16 protein-coding genes are annotated in these 20,301 nt (G+C 69.1%); 10 read left to right on the plus strand and 6 right to left on the minus strand.

Annotation, left to right across the window (positions count from 1 at the left end):
* Window positions 1-57 precede the first annotated feature (57 nt).
* The 3 genes from OG584_RS26600 to OG584_RS26610 all read left to right on the plus strand — a co-directional run bounded on the left by OG584_RS26600 (window position 58) and on the right by OG584_RS26610 (window position 2,346).
* A complete protein-coding gene (locus OG584_RS26600; protein ID WP_164264969.1) occupies window positions 58-672 on the plus strand; it encodes a cell division protein SepF in 615 nt (204 codons plus the stop codon).
* 71 nt (window positions 673-743) lie between these two features.
* Window positions 744-1,028, plus strand: a complete 285-nt coding sequence (locus OG584_RS26605) for a YggT family protein (protein ID WP_250303709.1) — start codon at window positions 744-746, stop codon at window positions 1,026-1,028.
* A 49-nt stretch (window positions 1,029-1,077) separates the two neighbouring features.
* Window positions 1,078-2,346, plus strand: coding sequence for a DivIVA domain-containing protein (locus OG584_RS26610; protein WP_405781516.1), 1,269 nt, complete (start codon window positions 1,078-1,080; stop codon window positions 2,344-2,346).
* A gap of 308 nt (window positions 2,347-2,654) precedes the next feature.
* Here the strand turns inward: OG584_RS26610 and ileS are convergent, their stop codons facing one another.
* On the minus strand, window positions 2,655-5,801 hold the full coding sequence (ileS, locus tag OG584_RS26615; protein ID WP_405781518.1) for an isoleucine--tRNA ligase: 3,147 nt from the start codon (window positions 5,799-5,801) through the stop codon (window positions 2,655-2,657).
* Window positions 5,802-6,360: 559 nt separating this feature from the next.
* Here ileS and OG584_RS26620 point away from each other — a divergent pair.
* The 5 genes from OG584_RS26620 to OG584_RS26640 all read left to right on the plus strand — a co-directional run bounded on the left by OG584_RS26620 (window position 6,361) and on the right by OG584_RS26640 (window position 11,461).
* On the plus strand, window positions 6,361-7,194 hold the full coding sequence (locus OG584_RS26620) for a TraR/DksA family transcriptional regulator (RefSeq protein ID WP_405781519.1): 834 nt from the start codon (window positions 6,361-6,363) through the stop codon (window positions 7,192-7,194).
* A gap of 62 nt (window positions 7,195-7,256) precedes the next feature.
* A complete protein-coding gene (gene lspA / locus OG584_RS26625; RefSeq protein ID WP_405781521.1) occupies window positions 7,257-7,892 on the plus strand; it encodes a signal peptidase II in 636 nt (211 codons plus the stop codon).
* 38 nt (window positions 7,893-7,930) lie between these two features.
* The gene (locus OG584_RS26630) at window positions 7,931-8,875 is read left to right on the plus strand and encodes an RluA family pseudouridine synthase (protein WP_405781522.1); all 945 of its coding nucleotides are present in this window, start codon (window positions 7,931-7,933) and stop codon (window positions 8,873-8,875) included.
* Window positions 8,875-9,369 carry a GNAT family N-acetyltransferase gene (locus tag OG584_RS26635; protein WP_405781523.1) on the plus strand — a complete coding sequence of 165 codons (495 nt, stop codon included), beginning with the start codon at window positions 8,875-8,877 and terminating at the stop codon, window positions 9,367-9,369. The genes OG584_RS26630 and OG584_RS26635 overlap by 1 nt, the downstream gene beginning before the upstream one ends.
* A gap of 505 nt (window positions 9,370-9,874) precedes the next feature.
* The gene (locus OG584_RS26640; RefSeq protein ID WP_405781525.1) at window positions 9,875-11,461 is read left to right on the plus strand and encodes a Na+/H+ antiporter; all 1,587 of its coding nucleotides are present in this window, start codon (window positions 9,875-9,877) and stop codon (window positions 11,459-11,461) included.
* Window positions 11,462-11,584: 123 nt separating this feature from the next.
* Here the strand turns inward: OG584_RS26640 and OG584_RS26645 are convergent, their stop codons facing one another.
* On the minus strand, window positions 11,585-12,685 hold the full coding sequence (locus OG584_RS26645; protein WP_405781526.1) for a mechanosensitive ion channel family protein: 1,101 nt from the start codon (window positions 12,683-12,685) through the stop codon (window positions 11,585-11,587).
* A 30-nt stretch (window positions 12,686-12,715) separates the two neighbouring features.
* On the opposite strand from OG584_RS26645, the gene OG584_RS26650 reads away from it, so the two are divergent.
* A complete protein-coding gene (locus OG584_RS26650) occupies window positions 12,716-13,285 on the plus strand; it encodes a dienelactone hydrolase family protein (RefSeq protein ID WP_405781528.1) in 570 nt (189 codons plus the stop codon).
* A gap of 62 nt (window positions 13,286-13,347) precedes the next feature.
* Here OG584_RS26650 and OG584_RS26655 read toward each other — a convergent pair whose 3' ends face one another.
* The 3 genes from OG584_RS26655 to OG584_RS26665 are packed head-to-tail and all read right to left on the minus strand — an operon-like array spanning window position 13,348 to window position 16,277.
* A complete protein-coding gene (locus OG584_RS26655; RefSeq protein ID WP_405781529.1) occupies window positions 13,348-14,163 on the minus strand; it encodes a thioredoxin domain-containing protein in 816 nt (271 codons plus the stop codon).
* A gap of 48 nt (window positions 14,164-14,211) precedes the next feature.
* Window positions 14,212-14,898 (minus strand): hypothetical protein, encoded by a 687-nt coding sequence (locus OG584_RS26660; protein ID WP_405781531.1) that lies wholly within the window; start codon window positions 14,896-14,898, stop codon window positions 14,212-14,214.
* Window positions 14,899-14,951: 53 nt separating this feature from the next.
* The gene (locus OG584_RS26665) at window positions 14,952-16,277 is read right to left on the minus strand and encodes a DUF2252 domain-containing protein (RefSeq protein ID WP_405781533.1); all 1,326 of its coding nucleotides are present in this window, start codon (window positions 16,275-16,277) and stop codon (window positions 14,952-14,954) included.
* Between the two features lie 146 nt (window positions 16,278-16,423).
* Here OG584_RS26665 and dnaE point away from each other — a divergent pair, with 146 nt between their 5' ends.
* Window positions 16,424-19,960: a DNA polymerase III subunit alpha gene (gene dnaE / locus OG584_RS26670; protein ID WP_405781535.1), complete on the plus strand. Its 3,537-nt coding sequence runs from the start codon at window positions 16,424-16,426 to the stop codon at window positions 19,958-19,960.
* An 87-nt stretch (window positions 19,961-20,047) separates the two neighbouring features.
* On the opposite strand, the gene OG584_RS26675 is transcribed toward dnaE, so the two are convergent.
* On the minus strand, window positions 20,048-20,233 hold the full coding sequence (locus OG584_RS26675; RefSeq protein ID WP_405781536.1) for a hypothetical protein: 186 nt from the start codon (window positions 20,231-20,233) through the stop codon (window positions 20,048-20,050).
* Window positions 20,234-20,301: the final 68 nt, after the last annotated feature.

The following is a 20,301-nucleotide window of genomic DNA, read 5'->3' on the forward strand; positions in this document are numbered from 1 at the left end:
GGTGACGCTGCGAAATTGGCACAAGGGCGATCCACCACAGAGCGGAGGACTCAGAGCATGGCCGGCGCGATGCGCAAGATGGCGGTCTACCTCGGCCTCGTGGAGGACGATGGGTACGACGGCCCGGGGTTCGACCCCGATGACGAGTTCGAACCCGAGCCCGAGCCCGAGAGGGACCGAAGGCGACACCAACCTCCGCATCAGTCGCACCAGTCCCAGCAGGACGAACCGGTGCGAATGGTGCAACCTCCCGCCCAGCGCGAGCCTGTTGCGCTACCGGCGGAAAGCGGACGACCCGCCCGAATCGCCCCCGTGGCGTCCATCACACCTGAACGCCCGAGTATGGAGAAGAACGCCCCGGTGATCATGCCCAAGGTTGTGTCCGAGCGGGAGCCCTACCGCATCACCACGCTGCACCCCAGGACCTACAACGAGGCCCGTACCATCGGGGAACACTTCCGTGAGGGCACTCCGGTGATCATGAATCTGACCGAGATGGATGACACGGATGCGAAGCGACTTGTCGACTTTGCCGCAGGACTTGTGTTCGGTCTGCATGGCAGCATTGAGCGGGTGACGCAGAAGGTGTTCCTGTTGTCGCCTGCTAACGTCGATGTCACGGCGGAGGACAAGGCCCGTATCGCAGAGGGCGGTTTCTTCAACCAGAGCTGAGACGAGACACCGGGTACAACCCCGGCCGGGAGGCCGGAAGACGAGAGCGTCAGGGGAGAGGGAAGCGTTAGATGGGCATCGCATTGGATGTGGTCTACATCGCGCTGATGTGTTTCCTCATCGTGTTGATCTTCCGGCTTGTCATGGACTACGTCTTCCAGTTCGCCCGTTCATGGCAACCTGGTAAGGCGATGGTGGTCGTTCTGGAGGCCACTTACACTGTCACCGATCCACCGCTCAAGCTTCTGCGGCGGTTCATTCCGCCGCTGCGTCTCGGGGGCGTGGCACTCGACCTGTCCTTCTTCGTTCTGATGATCATCGTCTACATCCTGATCAGCATTGTGAGCCGGGTGTGAACGATTCGGTCCTGCCGACTGCCGACGACTACGTAGAGGTGAAGAAGAGATGCCGCTGACCCCCGAGGACGTGCGGAACAAGCAGTTCACGACCGTCCGCCTCCGAGAAGGCTATGACGAGGACGAGGTCGATGCCTTCCTCGACGAGGTCGAAGCCGAACTGACGCGATTGCTCCGCGAGAACGAGGATCTGCGCGCCAAGCTGGCAGCCGCCACGCGTGCCGCCGCGCAGAATCAGCAGCAGGGCATGCGCAAGCCGCCTGAGCAGCAGGACGGCCGGGGCGGACCCAACGCTCCGGTGCCCGCCGCCATATCCGGTCCACCGCAGGGCCAGCAGCAGCCGCAGATGGGTCCGCCCCAACTGCCGGGCGGTCAGCCGCAGCTGCCTGCAGGCCCTGGCGGTCACGGCCCCGGTCCCCAGGGTCAGCACGGCCCGGGTCCGCAGGGTCAGCACGGCCCCGGTCCCCAAGGCCAGCACGGCCCGGGTCCGCAGGGTCAGCACGGTCCGGGTCCCATGGGCCAGCAGGGTCCGATGGGCGGCCAGGGTCAGCTCGGCCCCGGCCCCATGGGCCAGCAGGGACCGATGGGCCAGGGCCCCATGGGCCAGCAGGGTCCGATGGGCGGCCAGGGCCAGCTCGGCCAGGGACCCATGGGCGGCCCGATGGGCGGCCACGGCGGTCCTCCGCAGATGCAGCAGCAGGGCCCCGGCGGCGACAGCGCTGCCCGAGTGCTCTCGCTCGCGCAGCAGACGGCCGACCAGGCGATCGCGGAGGCCCGTTCCGAGGCCAACAAGATCGTCGGCGAGGCGCGGAGCCGCGCCGAGGGCCTGGAGCGGGACGCCCGTGCCAAGGCTGACGCTCTGGAGCGGGACGCCCAGGAGAAGCACCGCGTGGCGATGGGCTCGCTGGAGTCGGCCCGCGCGACGCTGGAGCGCAAGGTCGAGGATCTGCGTGGCTTCGAGCGGGAGTACCGGACCCGGCTGAAGTCCTACCTGGAGAGCCAGCTGCGTCAGTTGGAGACCCAGGCCGACGACTCGCTGGCTCCGCCGCGGACTCCGGCGACCGCTTCGCTGCCGCCGTCGCCCTCGATGGCTCCGGCCGGCGCGGGCGCGATGGGTCACACGCAGCACGGCATGGGTGGCAACCAGTCCATGGGCGGCCAGCCGTCGATGGGTGGTGGACCGTCGTACGGCGGCCAGCAGCAGATGTCCCCGGCGATGACTCAGCCGATGGCACCGGTGCGGCCGCAGGCTCCGCAGCCGATGCAGCAGGCGCCTTCGCCCATGCGGGGGTTCCTGATCGACGAGGACGACAACTGACGGCGGGTGCGCCGAGCGCACAACAGTCGGCAGACTGAGGGCCGGGCCCCGGGGTTTCCCCGGGGCCCGGCCCTTTTGCGTGGGCCAGGCGTGCGGGTGCTGCGGTGCGGGTGGAGGGGGCACCTGTGGTGAGCCTGGCCCCCTTTCCCGTAACCGGGGCTCCGCCCCCGGCCCCGCTCATCGAACGCCGGAGGGGCCGGGAGTGGAGAGGCCCAGGCGGCGGCGGTTCGGTGGCGGCGGAGGAAGCCTGGCAAGCCGATGGGCCCGGCCGGGAGATCCCGGCCGGGCCCATCGGGGTGGTGTGCCTGTTACGCCTCCGTCTTGTGGAGGCGGAACGTCAGGGCGAGGCCCTCGTCAGTGAACGGCTCGCCGTACGCTCCTGTGTCCGCGTCGCCTTCCGCGTAGTCCAGGGCCAGGACCTCGTCCGCGATGAGACCTGCGTGTTCGGTCAGCGCGTCCTTGGTCTCCGCGGCGTGGCTGGACCAGCGGACGGCGATACGGTCCGCGACGTCCAGGCCGCTGTTCTTGCGGGCCTCCTGGATCAGGCGGATGGCATCACGTGCCAGCCCGGCCCTGCGCAGTTCGGGGGTGATCTCCAGGTCGAGGGCGACTGTGGCACCTGAGTCGGATGCTACTGACCAGCCTTCGCGGGGGGTTTCGGTGATGATGACTTCGTCGGGGGAGAGGGTGACGTGTTCCCCGTCGACCTCGACTGACGCGGTTCCCTCGCGCAGTGCGTGTGAGAGTGCGGCGGCGTCGGTGTTCGCGACTGCCTTGGCCACGGCCTGGACGCCCTTGCCGAAACGCTTGCCCAGTGCGCGGAAGTTGGCCTTGGCTGTGGTGTCGACGAGCGAGCCGCCGACTTCGGAGAGGGAGGCGAGGGAGGTGACGTTGAGTTCTTCGGTGATCTGGGTGCGGAGTTCGGGTGTCAGCGAGTGGAAGCCGGTGGCGGCGACGAGTGCGCGGGAGAGTGGCTGGCGGGTTTTGACGCCGGATTCGGCGCGTGTCGCGCGGCCGAGCTCGACCAGGCGGCGGACCAGGGTCATCTGCCGGGAGAGTTGCGGGTCGATGGCTGTGAGGTCTGCTTTTGGCCAGCTGGAGAGGTGGACGGACTGTGCGGCACTGGGGGTGACGGGGACGACCATGTCCTGCCAGACCCGCTCGGTGATGAAGGGGGTGAGCGGTGCCATCAGGGCGGTGACGGTTTCGATCACTTCGTGCAGGGTGCGCAGTGCGGCTTTGTCTCCTTGCCAGAAGCGGCGGCGTGAGCGTCGTACGTACCAGTTGGACAGGTCGTCGACGAAGGCGGAGAGGAGTTTGCCGGCGCGCTGGGTGTCGTATGCGTCCAGTGATTGTGTGACCTGGTCGACGAGTGCGTTGAGTTCGCTCAGGAGCCAGCGGTCCAGGACGGTGCGCTCGGCGGGTGCGGGGTCGGAGGTGGAGGGGGCCCAGTTGGATGTGCGGGCGTACAGGGCCTGGAAGGCGACGGTGTTCCAGTAGGTGAGGAGGGTTTTGCGGACGACTTCCTGGATGGTGCCGTGGCCGACGCGGCGGGCGGCCCAGGGGGAGCCGCCGGCGGCCATGAACCAGCGGACGGCGTCTGCTCCGTGCTGGTCCATCAGCGGGATCGGGTCGAGGGTGTTGCCCAGGTGCTTGGACATCTTCCGGCCGTCCTCGGCGAGGATGTGGCCCAGGCAGACGACGTTCTCGTAGGAGGACTTGTCGAAGACCAGCGTGCCGACCGCCATGAGTGTGTAGAACCACCCGCGCGTCTGGTCGATGGCCTCGGAGATGAACTGTGCGGGGTAGCGCCGCTCGAAGAGTTCCTTGTTCCGGTACGGGTAGCCGTACTGCGCGAACGGCATCGAACCCGAGTCGTACCAGGCGTCGATGACCTCGGGGACCCGGGTGGCGGTCTTCTCGCACTGGGGGCAGGGGAAGGTGACCTCGTCGATGTACGGGCGGTGCGGGTCGAGGTCCGACTGGTCGGTGCCGGTCAGATCGCTCAGCTCGGCACGCGAGCCGATGACCGTCAGATGGTCGTCCTCGCAGCGCCAGATCGGCAGCGGGGTGCCCCAGTAGCGGTTGCGGGAGAGCGCCCAGTCGACGTTGTTGTTCAGCCAGTCACCGAACCGGCCCTGCTTGACCGATTCCGGGAACCAGTTGGTCCCCTCGTTCTCCCGGAGCATCGCATCCTTGACCGCAGTGGTCCTGATGTACCAGGACGGCTGCGCGTAGTACAGGAGCGCGGTATGGCAACGCCAGCAGTGCGGGTAACTGTGCTCGTACGGGACATGGCGGAAGAGCAGGCCGCGGGCCTGGAGGTCGGCGACCAGCGTCTCGTCGGCCTTCTTGAAGAAGACACCGCCTACGAGCGGGACGTCCTCCTCGAAGGTGCCGTCGGGCCGGACCGGGTTGACGACCGGCAGGCCGTACTCCCGGCATACCTGGAGGTCCTCCGCACCGAAGGCGGGGGACGTGTGGACGAGGCCGGTCCCGTCCTCGGTGGTGACGTAGTCGGCGTTGACGATGTAGTGCGCCTCGGCCGGAAAGTCGATCAGCTCGAACGGGCGCTGATAGGTCCAGCGCTCCATCTCGGCGCCGGTGAAACGCTCGCCGGTGGTCTCCCAGCCCTCGCCGAGTGCCTTTTCGAGGAGCGGCTCCGCGACGACGAGCTTCTCCGTGCCGTCGGTCGCGACGACGTAGCTGACGTCCCGGTGCGCGGCGACGGCCGTGTTGGAGGGCAGCGTCCAGGGGGTGGTCGTCCACACCACCAGTGCGGCCTCACCGGCCAGCGGTCCCGAGGTGAGCGGGAAGCGCACGAAGACCGAGGGGTCGACGACTGTCTCGTAGCCCTGTGCGAGCTCGTGGTCGGACAGGCCGGTGCCGCAGCGCGGACACCAGGGGGCGACCCGGTGGTCCTGGACCAGCAGGTCCTTGTTGAAGATCTCCTTCAGCGACCACCACACGGACTCGACGTAGGACGGGTCCATCGTCCGGTACGCGTTCTCCAGGTCGACCCAGTAGCCCATCCGGGTGGTCAGCGCGGCGAAGGCGTCGGTGTGCCGGGTCACCGAGGCACGGCACTTGTCGTTGAAGGCGGCGATCCCGTACGCCTCGATGTCCTGCTTGCCGTTGAAGCCCAGCTCCTTCTCCACCGCCAGCTCGACGGGCAGACCATGGCAGTCCCAGCCCGCCTTCCGCGGCACGTGGTAGCCCTGCATCGTGCGGAAGCGCGGGAAGACGTCCTTGAAGACACGGGCCTCGATGTGGTGCGCCCCCGGCATACCGTTGGCGGTCGGCGGTCCTTCGTAGAACACCCACTCGGGGCGCCCCTCGGACTGCTCAAGACTCTTCGCGAAGACCTGTGCCTCGTGCCAGAAGTCGAGCACGGCGTGCTCAAGGGCGGGCAGGTCCACCTGGGCGGGCACCTGGCGGTACAGCGGCGCTGTCATCGAACTCCTCCAACGGACGTTTCTCTCTCCGTCGGAGGGACGAGAGCCGAGTCGCTCCCGCGGTACCACCCTCCTTGGCCACGGCTGCTGCGCTGCCGTAACCCCCTCATTGGGGTCGCGGTGCCGGGTCTACTCGCCCCCGGCCACATGCCCACGGGCTTTCTTCCGGCGGCTCGGGGGTGATCTTCACGCCGTGCCTGCCTCCGGGCTCACACCGTCCCCGGATCGCTCGTGGCCGCCTGCGCCGCTACTCGTCCCGTCCATGCCTTCCGCTGAAGCAAGTGTACGGGCCCGTCCGGGCCGGCCCCGACAGGTTTTCCGCCGGGCGCTCCCGGCGGTCGCGCTGACCCGAATGGCCACACGTGGCCCCGCGGAATACCGGCACTCCCGGTTGGCGGATTACCGGGCGGGGAGCTGGGCACAACGCAGGCAGGTCCGGCTCGGCCCGGACGTGAGGAGGGCTGAACGGGCGGCGTGCCCCGTTGCCGCGGGACTGGTGTCGATTTATCGTCCCAGCAGACTCGCGAGCAAGATCACAAAATGTGAAGGGGCCGCGGCCATGGTGGCGAAAAAGACCGCCGGATCGAGATCGGCGTCCGCAGAATCCACTGGGGCGACGGCCGAGGACGCGGCAGGCGAGCACGGAGCCGCCGCGGACGGGACCGTCGCCGGGAAACCCACCGCGAAGAAGGCCGCGGCGGCGAAGAAGACAGCAGCCAAGAGGGCACCCGCCAAGAAGGCGCCCGCGAAGAAGACCGCGGCAAAGAAGGCGGCCGCCAGGAAGACGGCGGCCGGGAAGGCCGCGTCCAGTACGTCACCGGTCCACACGGCGCCGGGCAGCGAGGCCGCGACCGCGGCCCAGGGGGCGGCCGAGGCCGCGGAACAGACGGGAGCCAAGACGGTGGTTGCGAAGAAGAGCGCTGGAGGGGGCGCGGCGGCCGGCAGGCACGCCGGATCCGCCGTGCCCAAGGCCGGGGTCGCCGCACCCGCGGCCCCGGACGAGCTGCCCGTACGGCCCGGAGAGGACCCCTGGACCCCGGATGAGGTCGCCGAGGCGCGGGCCGAGCTCCAGAGCGAGGACCTGCGGCTGGGTTCCGAGATCGCGGCGGCCGAGACGGCTCTCGCGGGGCTGATGCGGGACTCCGGCGACGGCGCGGGCGACGACCAGGCGGACACCGGCACCAAGAACATCACGCGCGAGAGCGAACTGGCGCTCGCGGCCAACGCCCGCGAGATGCTCGAACAGACCGAGCGGGCGCTGGAGCGGCTCGACGCCGGGACGTACGGGCTCTGCGAGAACTGCGGCAACCCGATCGGGAAGGCCCGGATGCAGGCGTTCCCGCGTGCCACCCTCTGCGTCGAGTGCAAGCAGAAGCAGGAGCGCAGGTACTGAGGGCTTCCGCGACGGTGTGTCGTACCCTCGTCCTCAGTCAGGTACTAGGGCGAGGGAATCACGTGGCAGAGGCGGAGCGCATCATCGGTACGCCGGACATTCCCGAGTCGGAGGGGGCCGCACCGGAGCAGCCGTCCGACGGCGAGACCCCCGCCGAAGCCACTGGCGACGGGCGGGCCGCGGACGGGGAGAGCCCCGGAGGGCGGCCCCGGGGCAAGCGCCGGCTCACGGTGCTCTTCGCCGTGGCGGTCCTCGCCTACCTGCTCGACCTGGTGAGCAAGACGATCGTGGTGGCCAGGCTGGAGCACCACGCCCCGGTCAAGGTGATCGGTGATCTGCTGCAGTTCGACGCGATCCGGAACGCGGGCGCGGCCTTCGGCCTCGGGTCGGCGTACACCGTGATCTTCACCATTGTCGCGGCCTCCGTGATCGTGGTCATTGTCCGGCTGGCCCGGAAGCTCTACAGCGCTCCCTGGGCGGTCGCGCTCGGCCTGCTGCTCGGCGGTGCGCTGGGCAATCTGACCGACCGGATCTTCCGCTCGCCCAGTGCCTTCCAGGGCGAGGTCGTCGACTTCATCAGGCCCGCGCACTTCGCGGTGTTCAATCTCGCCGACTCCGCGATCGTCTGCGGCGGCATCCTGATCGTGCTGCTCTCCTTCAAGGGCCTCGACCCCGACGGAACCGTCCACAAGGACTGACGGGACGGCCGGACCTCCGGGCAAGGCATACTCGACGGGTGAGTACCGTTCCCGAGATCCGCACCCTGCCCGTTCCCGACGGCCTGGAGGGCGAGCGCGTCGACGCCGCCATCTCCCGCATGTTCGGATTTTCCCGCACCAAGGCGGCCGACCTCGCCGCCTCGGGAAAGGTCCAGGTCGACGGATCAGTGGTCGGGAAGTCCGAGCGGGTCCACGGAGGCGCCTGGCTGGAGGTCGAGATGCCCGCCGCGGCCGCCCCCGTGCAGATCGTCGCCGAGCCCGTCGAGGGCATGGAGATCGTCCATGACGACGACGACATCGTGGTGATCCTCAAGCCCGTCGGTGTGGCGGCCCACCCGAGCCCCGGCTGGACCGGCACCACCGTGATCGGCGGCCTGGCGGCCGCCGGATACCGGATCTCCACTTCGGGTGCGGCCGAGCGCCAGGGCATCGTGCACCGGCTGGACGTGGGGACGTCCGGGCTGATGGTCGTCGCCAAGTCGGAGCGCGCGTACACCCTGCTCAAGCAGCAGTTCCGGGAGCGCACGGTCGACAAGCGCTACCACGCGCTGGTCCAGGGCCACCCCGACCCGATGAGCGGGACGATCGACGCCCCCGTCGGGCGCCATCCCAACCACGACTACAAGTGGGCCGTGACGGCCGACGGCAAGCCGTCCGTCACGCACTACGACCTGATCGAGGCGTTCCGGGCGGCCTCACTGCTCGACATCAAGCTGGAGACCGGACGTACGCACCAGATCCGGGTGCACATGTCCGCCCACCGTCACCCGTGTGTGGGCGACCTCACCTACGGCGCCGACCCGACCATGGCGAAGCGGCTCGGCCTGACGCGGCAGTGGCTGCACGCGATGAGCCTGGGCTTCGAGCATCCATCGGACGGGCAGTGGGTCCAGTTCCGCAGCGAGTACCCGGACGACCTGCAGAAGGCGCTGGAGGCGATCCGGGCGGAGAGCGAGCAGTGATGACCGTGCCCGACGGCTTCGAGGTGCGGGTGGTCGCGGACCGTGCCGGCCTTGACGCGTGCTTCGCCGTCCGCAGGGACGTTTTCGTGACCGAGCAGGGCGTGCCGCCCGAGCTGGAGTACGACTCGTACGACGCCGATGACACGGTCACGGTGCATGTGCTGGCATCCGACGCCGACGGTGCGCTGGGAACCGGGCGGCTGCTGCTGCCCGCCGCCGGTCCGGGGCGCGGGGTGGACGAACCGGGTGTCGGCTCGCTCGGCCGGCTCGCCGTCGCCAAGGCCGCGCGGGGCAGGGGCGTGGGTGCCGCACTGGTCCGCGCGATCGAGGACACGGCCCGTGAGCACGGGCTGACCGCCGTGGATCTGCACGCGCAGACCCACGCGCTGGGCTTCTACGAGCGTCTCGGATACGTGGCCTACGGGCCCGGGTTCCCGGACGCCGGCATCCCGCACCGCGCGATGCGCCGCCCGGTCGGGGACGCCGCCCGCTGACCGTACGTCAGGACCGTGCGCCGGGTGCGCAGGCCGGACGGCAGCCGCCACGGCGCGGCCGGCCCGTTCGCCGCTGCGTTTCCGGGCCCCCGGGACGCGTGGGCGCGGCACCACGGCCGCAGCGCGGCGCGACACCCGCACCCACCGTGATCCGGCAGCCGCCGCCCGGTGCCCCGCCCGCGTCCCTGCCCGCCGCGAGTACGCCCAGGAAGCAGCCTCCGGGCGGTGGTTGCGGCGCGGCGGGCATACGAGCTCCCGTCAGGCAGGTGCCGAGAGCTCCCGGCCCCGGGGCCACGCACCCGCACAGCGCCCGTGCCGCGGCCCGCCGGGGAGACCGCCGGCGCGATATACATCGGATGAAAGCCTGATCGCGAGAGGGATGCGGCCCGACCGGGTGGGGCTATTGGGCCGGTACGCGCGCATTGCATGGCACGCTTGAGCCACTGATCGTCAAGGTTTCGACAGCGACGTCGACGGAGATTACGACAGCCCCGGAGGGCACCCCGTGGATCAATTGGCACTGCTGCTCCTGCTGTTGATCGGGGCGGTGGTCTCCGTACCGATCGGCGAGCGGCTCGGGCTGCCCGCCCCGGTCCTGATGACGCTCGGCGGGATCTGCCTCGCGCTGCTGCCCTTCGTGCCCAATGTCGACATCCCGTCGGACTTCATCCTTCCGCTGGTGCTGCCGCCCCTGCTCTACGCGGCCGTACAGCGCACCTCCTGGCGGCAGTTCACGGCCAACTTCCGGCCGATCCTGCTGCTCGCCGTGGCACTGGTCTTCGTGACGACGGCCGCGGTGGCCGCCGTCGCGAGCGCGATCGTGCCGGGCCTGCCCATCGCCGCCGCCGTCGCGCTGGGCGCGCTGGTTGCGCCGCCCGACCCGGTGGCGGCGACCGCTGTGGCGGGCGCGCTCGGGCTGCCCCGGCGGCTGGTCTCGATCCTGGAGGGCGAGGGACTGTTCAACGATGTGACGGCGATCGTGCTCTACCACGTGGCGATCGCCGCCGCTGTCACCGGAACCTTCTCCTGGCCCGTCGCCGCAGAGCAGTTGGTGCTCTCCGCGGTGGTGGCCGTCGCGGTGGGACTCGCCCTGGGCTGGCTCACCAACAAGCTCATGGGACTGCTGGACGACACCACCCTGCAGATCGGCCTGACCCTGCTGGTGCCGTTCCTCAGCTATGTGCTGGCCGAGGAGCTGATGGGCTCGGGCGTCCTGGCCGTACTGATCTCCGCGCTGTTCCTGGCGGAACACACCGCCGACGCCGACGACGTGCGCGGGCGGCTCGAGGGCAACGCCTTCTGGGAGATCGTCGACACCCTCGTGACCGGGGTGACCTTCGGCCTCATCGGGCTCGAACTGCACGTGGTCTTCGGCACCGCAGGCGGGCACCTGGGCGAGATGATCGGCTGGGGCGCGGCAGCCGTCGGAGTGGTCGTCGGTCTGCGCCTGGTGTGGCTGCTGCCCGCGACCTGGCTGGCGAAGAAGCTGCACACGCTGCGGGACTACGACGAGGAGATCCCGACCAGCTGGCGGGAGACCATCGTCATGTGGTGGTCCGGGATGCGCGGGGTGGCATCCGTCGCGCTGGCCCTCGCCATCCCCGTGACGAAGGACGACGGCAGCCCCTTTCCCGCACGCAGCGAGATGATCTTCATCGCCTTCGCCGTGGTCATGGTCACGCTGGTCTTCCAGGGGCTGACCCTGCCCTGGCTGGTGAAGAAGCTGGGGGTCCGCGCCGACACGGGCGCCGAACGCGAACTCGAACGGAGTCTGGCGGTACGCGCGGCCAAGGCTGCCAGGTACCGGCTCAAGGAGATCCAGGGTGTCGAGGAGCTGCCCGAGGACGTACTGGAACGGCTGGCCCGCGGTGCGTTCGAGATCGGGGTCAGGATCAGCCCCGACATGGTCGACGAGGAACGGCACGCCGCGTATCTCAAGCGGGCACAGCGGGTCAAGACCGTCCAGCGGATCCAGCGCGAGATGATGTCGGCCGCCCGGCACGAGGTGCTCTCCGCACGCAACGAACCGGGCGCCGACCCGGAGATCGTCGACCGTGTGCTGCGCCACCTCGACGTGCGCAGCCTGCGTTAGGCCGTGTCCGCAGAGTCGCGTCGTTGCCCGGAGGGCGGGCGTGCGGCGTCCGGTGCGCGCGGATCCGCTCCGCGTCTCCCTGTGCCGCGATTTCTCCCGGTGTCCCGCCCTCGCCCGCGGGCCTCAGCCCTGGCCGGTCCGCGGGGCGGGGTCGTGCTTGAAGAGGTCCGGCCCCCAGCCGCCCTTCGCCAGTTCGGCCGGTGCGGTGGAGACACGCGGCAGGGCGTACGGATGCTCGTCGCGCAGCCAGGCGATCAGCTGCTCCCGCACCGCGCACCGCACGGTCCAGATGTCGTCCGCGTCCTTGGCTGTGACCACGGCCCGCACCTGGATCGTGGTCGGAGTCGTGTCGGTGACGGCCAGCGACCAGTCCCTGCCGTCCCACGCCGGGATCTCCCGGAGCATCTCCCGCAGCTTCTCCCGCATCTGCGGGACCGGCGTCGAATGGTCCAGCTGGAAGTAGACCGTGCCGGACATCTGGGCACCGCCTCGCGACCAGTTCTCGAATGGCTTGCTCGTGAAGTACGAGACCGGCATGGTGATCCGGCGGTCGTCCCAGGTGCGCACCGCGAGGAAGGTCAGTGTGATCTCCTCGACGGTGCCCCACTCGCCGTCCACGACCACGGTGTCCCCGATGCGGACCATGTCACCGAACGCGATCTGCAGCCCCGCGAACAGGTTTCCCAGCGTTGACTGGGCGGCGACACCCGCGACGATGCCCAGCACCCCGGCGGAGGCCAGCAGCGAGGTCCCCGCGGTGCGCATCGCGGGGAAAGTCAGCAGCATCGCCGCGACGGCCACCGTCCCGACGATCGCCGTCACCACCCGCTGGATGAGCGTGACCTGGGTGCGGACCCGGCGGAGCCTGGCCGGGTCGCGGGTCGTAGCCGCGTAGCGGGCGTACGACGAGTCGACGACCGCCGTGGCGATCCGCAGGGCCAGCCAGGCAGTGGATCCGATCAGGACCAGGGTGAGGAGCTGCCCGATTCCGGTGGAGTGGTGTTCCACCGCCTTCAGCCGGATCTCCTGGTAGCTGCCCCGCAGCAACGCTGTGATCAGCACCGACTGCAACGGCACCCGGCACCGTCGCAGCAGGCCCCACAGTGGCGTCTCGTGATGGCGCGCGTCGGTTCTCCTGAGCGCGCGGTCGACCAGCCAGCCGACCGCCAGCGTCAGCAGGACCGAGCCGCCGATGACGATGAGGGGACGCAGCACGGACTCCATACCTCCGACCGTAGCTGGCACCATGGCCACGTGAACATCATCCTTTTCCACTCGACATACGGGCTGCGGCCTGCCGTCCACGCGGCGGCCGACCGGCTGCGGGCAGCGGGCCATGAGGTGCGGGTGCCCGATCTCTTCGACGGTAAGACCTTCGAGACCGTCGAAGAGGGCATGGCCTTCAAGGAGGAGCTCGGCTCCGAGGAGCTGCTCAAGCGCGCTGTGACGGCCGCCGCTCCCCACTCGGACCAGGGGCTGGTCTACGCCGGGTTCTCGCTCGGCGGCTCCCTCGCACAGAATCTGGCCATCGCCGACGAGAAGGCGCGCGGGCTGCTGCTTCTGCACGGGACGTCCGACATCGCGGACGACGTGTCGGTGGACGAGCTGCCCGTGCAGCTGCATGTCGCCGACCCGGACCCCTTCGAGACGCACGACTGGCTGAACGCCTGGTACCTGCGGATGCAGCGGATCGGGGCCGACGTGGAGGTGCACCACTACGCGGGCGCCGGCCACCTCTACACCGACCCCGAGCTGGCCGACTACGACGCCGAGGCGGCCGAGCGGACCTGGCAGGTCGCACTCGGCTTCCTCGAAACGCTCTAGGCCGGGCGCCGTCCGGGCAGGCCGGGCCGGCTCGACGAGCGGGGCCCGGCCCGGCGCCGGGCTCAGGCCTTGAGGGCCTTGTCCAGCGCGGAGTTGAAGGTGGGGACGGTCAGGGGCGCGTTGTCGCTGCCCGGGGTGGTCAGCTTCTTGCCGTCCATCTTGAGGGTGGGCGTGCCCTGGACCCCGCTCTTGTCGAACTTCGCCGACATCTTCATCGCCCACGCGTCGTAGGTGCCGTTGTTGACAGCCTTCTGGAAGACCTTGTTGTCCTTCAGCTCGGGCACGGTCTGCGCGATCTTGATCAGATACGCGTCGTTCTTGAACGTGTCCGTCGTCTCGTCCGGGTGCCACTTCGTGGAGTACATGGCGGTCTTGTAGTGCTCGAAGGCGGTGGGGCTCACATTGAGCGCGGCGCCCAGTGCGCTCAGACCGTTCTTCGACCCCTCGCCGCCGCTCGCGGCGTTGTCGATGAACGTCGCACCGATGTACTGGATCTTGAACTTGCCCGCGTCGAGGTCCTTCTGGACGGTCGGCCCGACCGTCTGGTCGAACGTCGCGCAGATCGGGCAGCGCGGGTCCTCGTACATCTCCAGCGTCTTCTTGGCGGACGCCTTGCCGATGGTGACCGTGGTGCCGTCGGGACCCGAGGTGTTCTTGGGCGCGACGACCGAGTCCTTCTTCGCGGCCTCCCAGTGGGAGGGCTTGTTCAGCTGCATGACGCCGTAGCCGACGCCGGCGGCTATCGCGAGCACGACGACGACGGAGCCGGCGACGACGACCTGGCGGCGGGTCCTGTCCTTCTTCGCCTGGCGCTCGCGCTCGGCGCGCAGCCGGTCGCGGGCCGCTGCCTTGTTGGCCTGGTTGTTGCGTGCACTCATGGTGGTGTCTCCGTGTGGGGCGTGATCGGGCAGGGCGGATCGGGGTACTCAGCTCAGGGCGAGAGCCGGGTACGGAGGTCCGCGCAGCCCCACGGAGTGCACGAGCAGCGAGGTGCGTGAGGTGCGGGGCCGGTGCACGGGGAGCGCCCCGCACCGGGGGGAGACGTACGCCGCTGCCGCGACGGTCGCCACCGCGACGAGCAGCGGGCGGAAGGCGAAGGCGCCGACCGAGCGGACAACCGTGGCCAGCGCGCTCTCGCCGCGCCTCAGCCAGAGCGCCGCCAGCAGTCCGACGGCCACATGCGCCCCGAGCAGTACCCAGGGCAGGGTCGGGGCCGGTGAGTCGAGCAGGGCCACCGCCCCCTTGCCCGGCCCGGCCACGGAGGCCAGCGGGGTGCCGACCTGCCCGCCGCAGAGCACATCGACGCCGACCGAGCGCAGGGCGCCCGCCACGGGGCCGCCCGACGGGCCGTAACAGACGTGCTGGCCGGCCGTGAAGACCGTGTCCGCGGCCAGTTCGAGGGGAATGAGCACGCCCGCTATCGCGCCGAAGCCCCGCTCGCGGCCCGCCAGCGCGAAGGCGACGGCGAAGACGGCTGCGGTGAGGCCGGCGACGGTCGTCAGCGGCAGCGGGACCTGCGAGAGCAGCACATGGGACGCAGCGGAGAGGGTCACGACCAGCGCTGTGAAAAGCGCCGCGCGAACCGCCCTGAGCTGCGTCCCTGATATGTCCATCGGGCCCGAGTTTGCCATGGCCGGCGGTAAGGGTCCCTTAAAGGTTCGTGAGACTAAAGACCGGGGATCCGGCCATTGCGGAACAGATCCACGAAAACGGCGTGGTCGCTGCGGGCCTGCGCCCCGTACTCGTGCGCGAAGGTCACCAGCATTTTGGCGAATCCGTCCTCGTCGCCCGCGATGGCCGCGTCGATGGCCCGCTCCGTCGAGAACGGCACCAGGGAGTGGCCGCTCTCGTCGTCCGCCGCCGCGTGCATGGTGGCTGTCGCCCGCCCGAGATCGGCGACGACCGCAGCGATCTCCTCGGGGTCGTCGAGGTCCGACCAGTCGAGATCCACCGCGTACGGAGAAACCTCAGCCACCAGCTGACCCGCGCCGTCCAGCTCGGTCCAGCCGAGCCACGGGTCGGCGTGCGCCTGCAGGGCGCGCTGCGAGATCACCGTGCGATGGCCCTCGTGCCGGAAGTACCCGCGGACCGCGGAATCCGTGATGTGCCGCGAGACCGCCGGGGTCTGCCCCTGCTTCATGTAGATGACCACGTCGTTCTCCAGGGCGTCGCTGTGGCCCTCCAGGAGGATGTTGTACGAGGGCAGCCCGGCCGAGCCGATGCCGATGCCCCTGCGGCCCACCACGTCCTTCACCCGGTACGAGTCGGGGCGGCCCAGGCTCTCCTCGGGCAGCGTCTCCAGATAGCCGTCGAAGGCGGCGAGGATCTTGTACCGCGTCGCGGCGTCGAGCTCGACCGAGCTGCTGTCGGCGGTGAAGCGGCGCTCGTGGTCCCGGATCTCCGTCATCGAGTCCAGGAGCGCGAATCTGGTGCGCGACCGGGCCGCACGCAGCGCCCCGAGCAGCGGTCCGTCCGCTGTGTCCAGCGTGAACGGCGGTACGTCGTCGTCCCGGGCACCGGCCGCCAGGACCCGGATGCGCTCGCGGTAGGCGGCGGCGTAGGTCTCCACGAGACCGGTGATCTGGTCGTCGCTGAGCGCCTTGGCGTGCCCGAGCAGCGCGAGCGACGCCGCGAACCGCTTCACGTCCCAGGTGAACGGGGCCACGTAGGCCTCGTCGAAGTCGTTGACGTTGAAGACGAGCCGGCCGTTGGCGTCCATGTAGGTGCCGAAGTTCTCCGCGTGCAGGTCGCCGTGGACCCAGACACGGCTGGTCCGCTCGTCCAGGTAGGGTCCGCTGTCCGCGCTCTCGCTCAGGTCCCGGTAGAAGAGGCAGGCCGCGCCGCGGTAGAAGGCGAAGGCCGAGGCCGCCATCTTCCGGAACTTGACCCGGAATGCGGCCGGGTCGGCGGCGAGGAGCTCGCCGAACGCGGTGCCGAAAACGGCGAGTATCTGCTCGCCGCGCTCCTCGGAGCTGGACTGCGGGACCGACATCGCGTGTGCCTCCAGGTGCATGACATATGGGACAGCTGTTCCAACCGGCTCAACGCACGGAGCCGCCGGGGAGTGCCCCGCGGCTGTCGGTCCGCCGACGTAGACTTCCACGCTGTTCCCCCACTCGTCCCGCAGGAGGCATCCCCGTGACCAAGCCGCCTTTCACGCACCTTCACGTCCACACGCAGTACTCCATGCTGGACGGTGCCGCGCGGCTCAAGGACATGTTCGACGCCTGCAACGAGATGGGCATGTCGCACATCGCGATGTCCGACCACGGGAACCTGCACGGGGCTTACGACTTCTTCCACTCGGCGAAGAAGGCCGGCGTGACGCCGATCATCGGCATCGAGGCGTACGTCGCCCCGGAGTCCCGGCGGAACAAGCGCAAGGTCAAGTGGGGCCAGCCGCACCAGAAGCGCGACGACGTGTCCGGTTCGGGTGGTTATACGCACAAGACGATCTGGGCGGCGAACAGTACGGGGCTGCACAACCTCTTCAAGCTGTCTTCGGACGCGTACGCGGAGGGCTGGCTGCAGAAGTGGCCGCGGATGGACAAGGAGACGATCTCCCAGTGGTCCGAGGGCCTGATCGCCTCCACCGGCTGTCCGTCCGGCGAGGTGCAGACCCGGCTGCGGCTCGGGCAGTTCGACGAGGCGATGCAGGCGGCGTCCGACTACAAGGACATCTTCGGTGCGGGCCGGTACTTCCTGGAGCTGATGGACCACGGCATCGAGATCGAGCGCCGGGTCCGCGACGGGCTGGTCGAGATCGGCCAGAAGCTCGGCATCCCGCCCCTGGTGACCAACGACTCGCACTACACGTACGCACACGAGGCGAGCGCGCACGACGCCCTGCTCTGCATCCAGACCGGCAAGAACCTCTCGGACCCGGACCGCTTCCGCTTCGACGGCACCGGCTACTACCTCAAGACGACCGATGAGATGTACGCCATCGACTCGTCGGACGCCTGGCAGCAGGGGTGCGCCAACACCCTGCTGGTCGCTGAGCAGATCGACACCTCCGGGATGTTCGAGAAGCGCGACCTGATGCCGAAGTTCGACATCCCGGACGGCTTCACCGAGATCACCTGGTTCCAGGAAGAGGTCCGGGTCGGCATGGAGCGCCGCTACCCGGGAGGTGTCCCCGACGACCGCCAGAAGCAGGCGGAGTACGAGATGGACATCATCATCCAGATGGGGTTCCCGGGGTACTTCCTCGTCGTCGCCGACTTCATCATGTGGGCCAAGAACAACGGCATCGCGGTCGGACCCGGCCGTGGCTCGGCGGCCGGCTCGATCGTCTCGTACGCGATGGGCATCACCGACCTCGACCCGATCACACACGGGCTGATCTTCGAGCGGTTCCTCAACCCCGAGCGCATCTCGATGCCCGACGTCGACATCGACTTCGACGAACGCAGGCGCGTCGAGGTGATCCGGTACGTGACCGAGAAGTACGGCGCCGACAAGGTCGCCATGATCGGCACCTACGGAAAGATCAAGGCCAAGAACGCGATCAAGGACTCCGCGCGGGTCCTGGGCTATCCGTACGCGATGGGGGACCGCCTCACCAAGGCGATGCCCGCCGACGTCCTCGGCAAGGGGATCGACCTCAGCGGCATCACCGACCCGAAGCACCCGCGCTACAGCGAGGCGGGCGAGATCCGGGGGATGTACGAGAACGAACCGGACGTGAAGAAGGTCATCGACACCGCCACCGGCGTCGAGGGCCTGGTCCGGCAGATGGGTGTGCACGCGGCGGGCGTGATCATGTCCAGCGAGCCCATCGTCGACCACGCACCGGTCTGGGTCAGGCACACGGACAACGTCACGATCACGCAGTGGGACTACCCGCAGTGCGAGTCGCTCGGCCTGCTGAAGATGGACTTCCTGGGCCTGCGCAACCTGACGATCATGGACGACGCCGTCAAGATGGTGAAGGCCAACAAGGGCGTCGACCTGGAGATGCTGTCCCTCCCGCTGGACGACCCCAGGACCTTCGAACTGCTCTGCCGCGGCGACACCCTCGGCGTCTTCCAGTTCGACGGCGGCCCGATGCGCTCCCTGCTGCGCCAGATGCAGCCCGACAACTTCGAGGACATTTCCGCCGTCTCGGCCCTGTACCGGCCGGGCCCGATGGGCATGAACTCGCACACGAACTACGCGGAGCGCAAGAACAACCGCCAGGAGATCACCCCGATCCACCCGGAGCTGGAGGAGCCGCTCAAGGAGGTCCTCGGCCTCACCTACGGCCTGATCGTGTACCAGGAGCAGGTGCAGAAGGCCGCCCAGATCGTCGCCGGCTACACGCTCGGCGAGGCCGACATCCTGCGCCGCGTGATGGGCAAGAAGAAGGCCGACGAACTGGCCAAGAACTTCGTGCTCTTCGAGGCCGGAGCCAAGAAGCAGGGCTTCTCGGACGCGGCGATCAAGGCGCTCTGGGACGTCCTGGTCCCGTTCGCCGGATACGCGTTCAACAAGGCGCACTCCTCCGCGTACGGGCTCGTCACCTACTGGACCGCGTACCTCAAGGCCAACTACCCGGCCGAGTACATGGCGGCGCTGCTCACCTCGGTGCGGGACGACAAGGACAAGTCGGCGATCTACCTCAACGAGTGCCGCCGCATGGGCATCAAGGTGCTGCCGCCCAATGTGAACGAGTCCGAGTCCAACTTCGCCGCCCAGGGTGACGACGTGATCCTCTTCGGCCTCTCCGCGGTCCGAAACGTCGGTACCAACGTGGTGGAGTCGATCATCCGCTCCCGCAAGGCCAAGGGGAAGTACAGCTCCTTCCCCGACTACCTCGACAAGGTCGAGGCGGTGGCCTGCAACAAGCGCACCACCGAATCGCTCATCAAGGCGGGCGCCTTCGACGAGATGGGGCACACCCGCAAGGGCCTCACCGCACACTTCGAGCCGATGATCGACAACGTGGTCGCGGTGAAGCGGAAGGAGGCCGAAGGGCAGTTCGACCTCTTCGGCGGCGGCGAGGAGGACAGCTCCGAGCCGGGCTTCGGGCTCGACGTGGAGTTCTCCGACATCGAGTGGGAGAAGTCCTATCTGCTCGCGCAGGAGCGGGAGATGCTCGGGCTCTACGTCTCCGACCACCCGCTCTTCGGCCTCGAACACGTGCTCTCGGACAAGAGCGACGCCGCCATCGCCCAGCTGACCGGCGGGGAGCACTCGGACGGCGCCGTGGTCACCATCGGCGGCATCATCTCGGGCCTCCAGCGCAAGATGACCAAACAGGGCAACGCCTGGGCCATCGCGACCGTCGAGGACCTGGCCGGCACCATCGAGTGCATGTTCTTCCCGGCCACCTACCAGCTGGTGTCGACCCAGCTGGTCGAGGACACCGTGGTGTTCGTCAAGGGCCGCCTCGACAAGCGCGAGGACGTCCCGCGCCTCGTCGCGATGGAAATGCAGGTCCCGGACCTCTCGTCGGCCGGGACCAACGCCCCGGTGACGATCACCATCCCCACCGTGAAGGTCACCCCGCCGATGGTCAGCAGGCTCGGCGAGATCCTCTCCCACCACCGGGGCAACTCCGAGGTGCGGATCAAGCTCCAGGGATCGCGCAAGACCACGGTGCTCCGGCTCGACCGGCACCGGGTCCAGCCCGATCCGGCGCTTTTCGGGGATCTGAAGGTGCTGCTCGGCGCCGCCTGCCTGGCGGGCTGAGGGGACCACCCGGGGCGAGAGCCCGGACGGGCCGACCGAGGGGCGCGCCGTGCACGGCGCGCCCCTCGAACATCATTACGGCGAAGATCAGTTGTGGCCGAAGCGCTTCTGGTGCTTACGCGCAACATCGGACGGGCTGCCCGGCATCGACTGCGGCTGGGACTGGTTCTGTGATTCGAACGAGCCGGACCGGTCGTCCTGCCCGCCGCGTTCGGCGGCGGACGAGCGGTCCTGCTGACTGTCCTGCTTGTTCCGGTTCTTGTGCTTGGCCATGGTGATTCCTCCTTGAGGGGGACTAGGGGCCAGGGCCGCGACCAGATTCACATATCGCACAGACTGCC

The organism is Streptomyces sp. NBC_00859, assembly GCF_045161865.1.
GTDB lineage: Bacteria > Actinomycetota > Actinomycetes > Streptomycetales > Streptomycetaceae > Streptomyces.

What these genes read in the sequence shown, in the direction of transcription:
- OG584_RS26655 (WP_405781529.1), bottom strand. Translation starts at nt 14,163, where the DNA reads ATGAGTGCACGCAACAACCAGGCCAACAAGGCAGCGGCCCGCGACCGG.
- OG584_RS26675 (WP_405781536.1), bottom strand. Translation starts at nt 20,233, where the DNA reads ATGGCCAAGCACAAGAACCGGAACAAGCAGGACAGTCAGCAGGACCGC.
- OG584_RS26635 (WP_405781523.1), top strand. Translation starts at nt 8,875, where the DNA reads ATGACCGTGCCCGACGGCTTCGAGGTGCGGGTGGTCGCGGACCGTGCC.
- OG584_RS26665 (WP_405781533.1), bottom strand. Translation starts at nt 16,277, where the DNA reads ATGTCGGTCCCGCAGTCCAGCTCCGAGGAGCGCGGCGAGCAGATACTC.
- OG584_RS26610 (WP_405781516.1), top strand. Translation starts at nt 1,078, where the DNA reads ATGCCGCTGACCCCCGAGGACGTGCGGAACAAGCAGTTCACGACCGTC.
- OG584_RS26605 (WP_250303709.1), top strand. Translation starts at nt 744, where the DNA reads ATGGGCATCGCATTGGATGTGGTCTACATCGCGCTGATGTGTTTCCTC.
- OG584_RS26620 (WP_405781519.1), top strand. Translation starts at nt 6,361, where the DNA reads ATGGTGGCGAAAAAGACCGCCGGATCGAGATCGGCGTCCGCAGAATCC.
- OG584_RS26600 (WP_164264969.1), top strand. Translation starts at nt 58, where the DNA reads ATGGCCGGCGCGATGCGCAAGATGGCGGTCTACCTCGGCCTCGTGGAG.
- ileS (WP_405781518.1), bottom strand. Translation starts at nt 5,801, where the DNA reads ATGACAGCGCCGCTGTACCGCCAGGTGCCCGCCCAGGTGGACCTGCCC.
- OG584_RS26645 (WP_405781526.1), bottom strand. Translation starts at nt 12,685, where the DNA reads ATGGAGTCCGTGCTGCGTCCCCTCATCGTCATCGGCGGCTCGGTCCTG.
- OG584_RS26660 (WP_405781531.1), bottom strand. Translation starts at nt 14,898, where the DNA reads ATGGACATATCAGGGACGCAGCTCAGGGCGGTTCGCGCGGCGCTTTTC.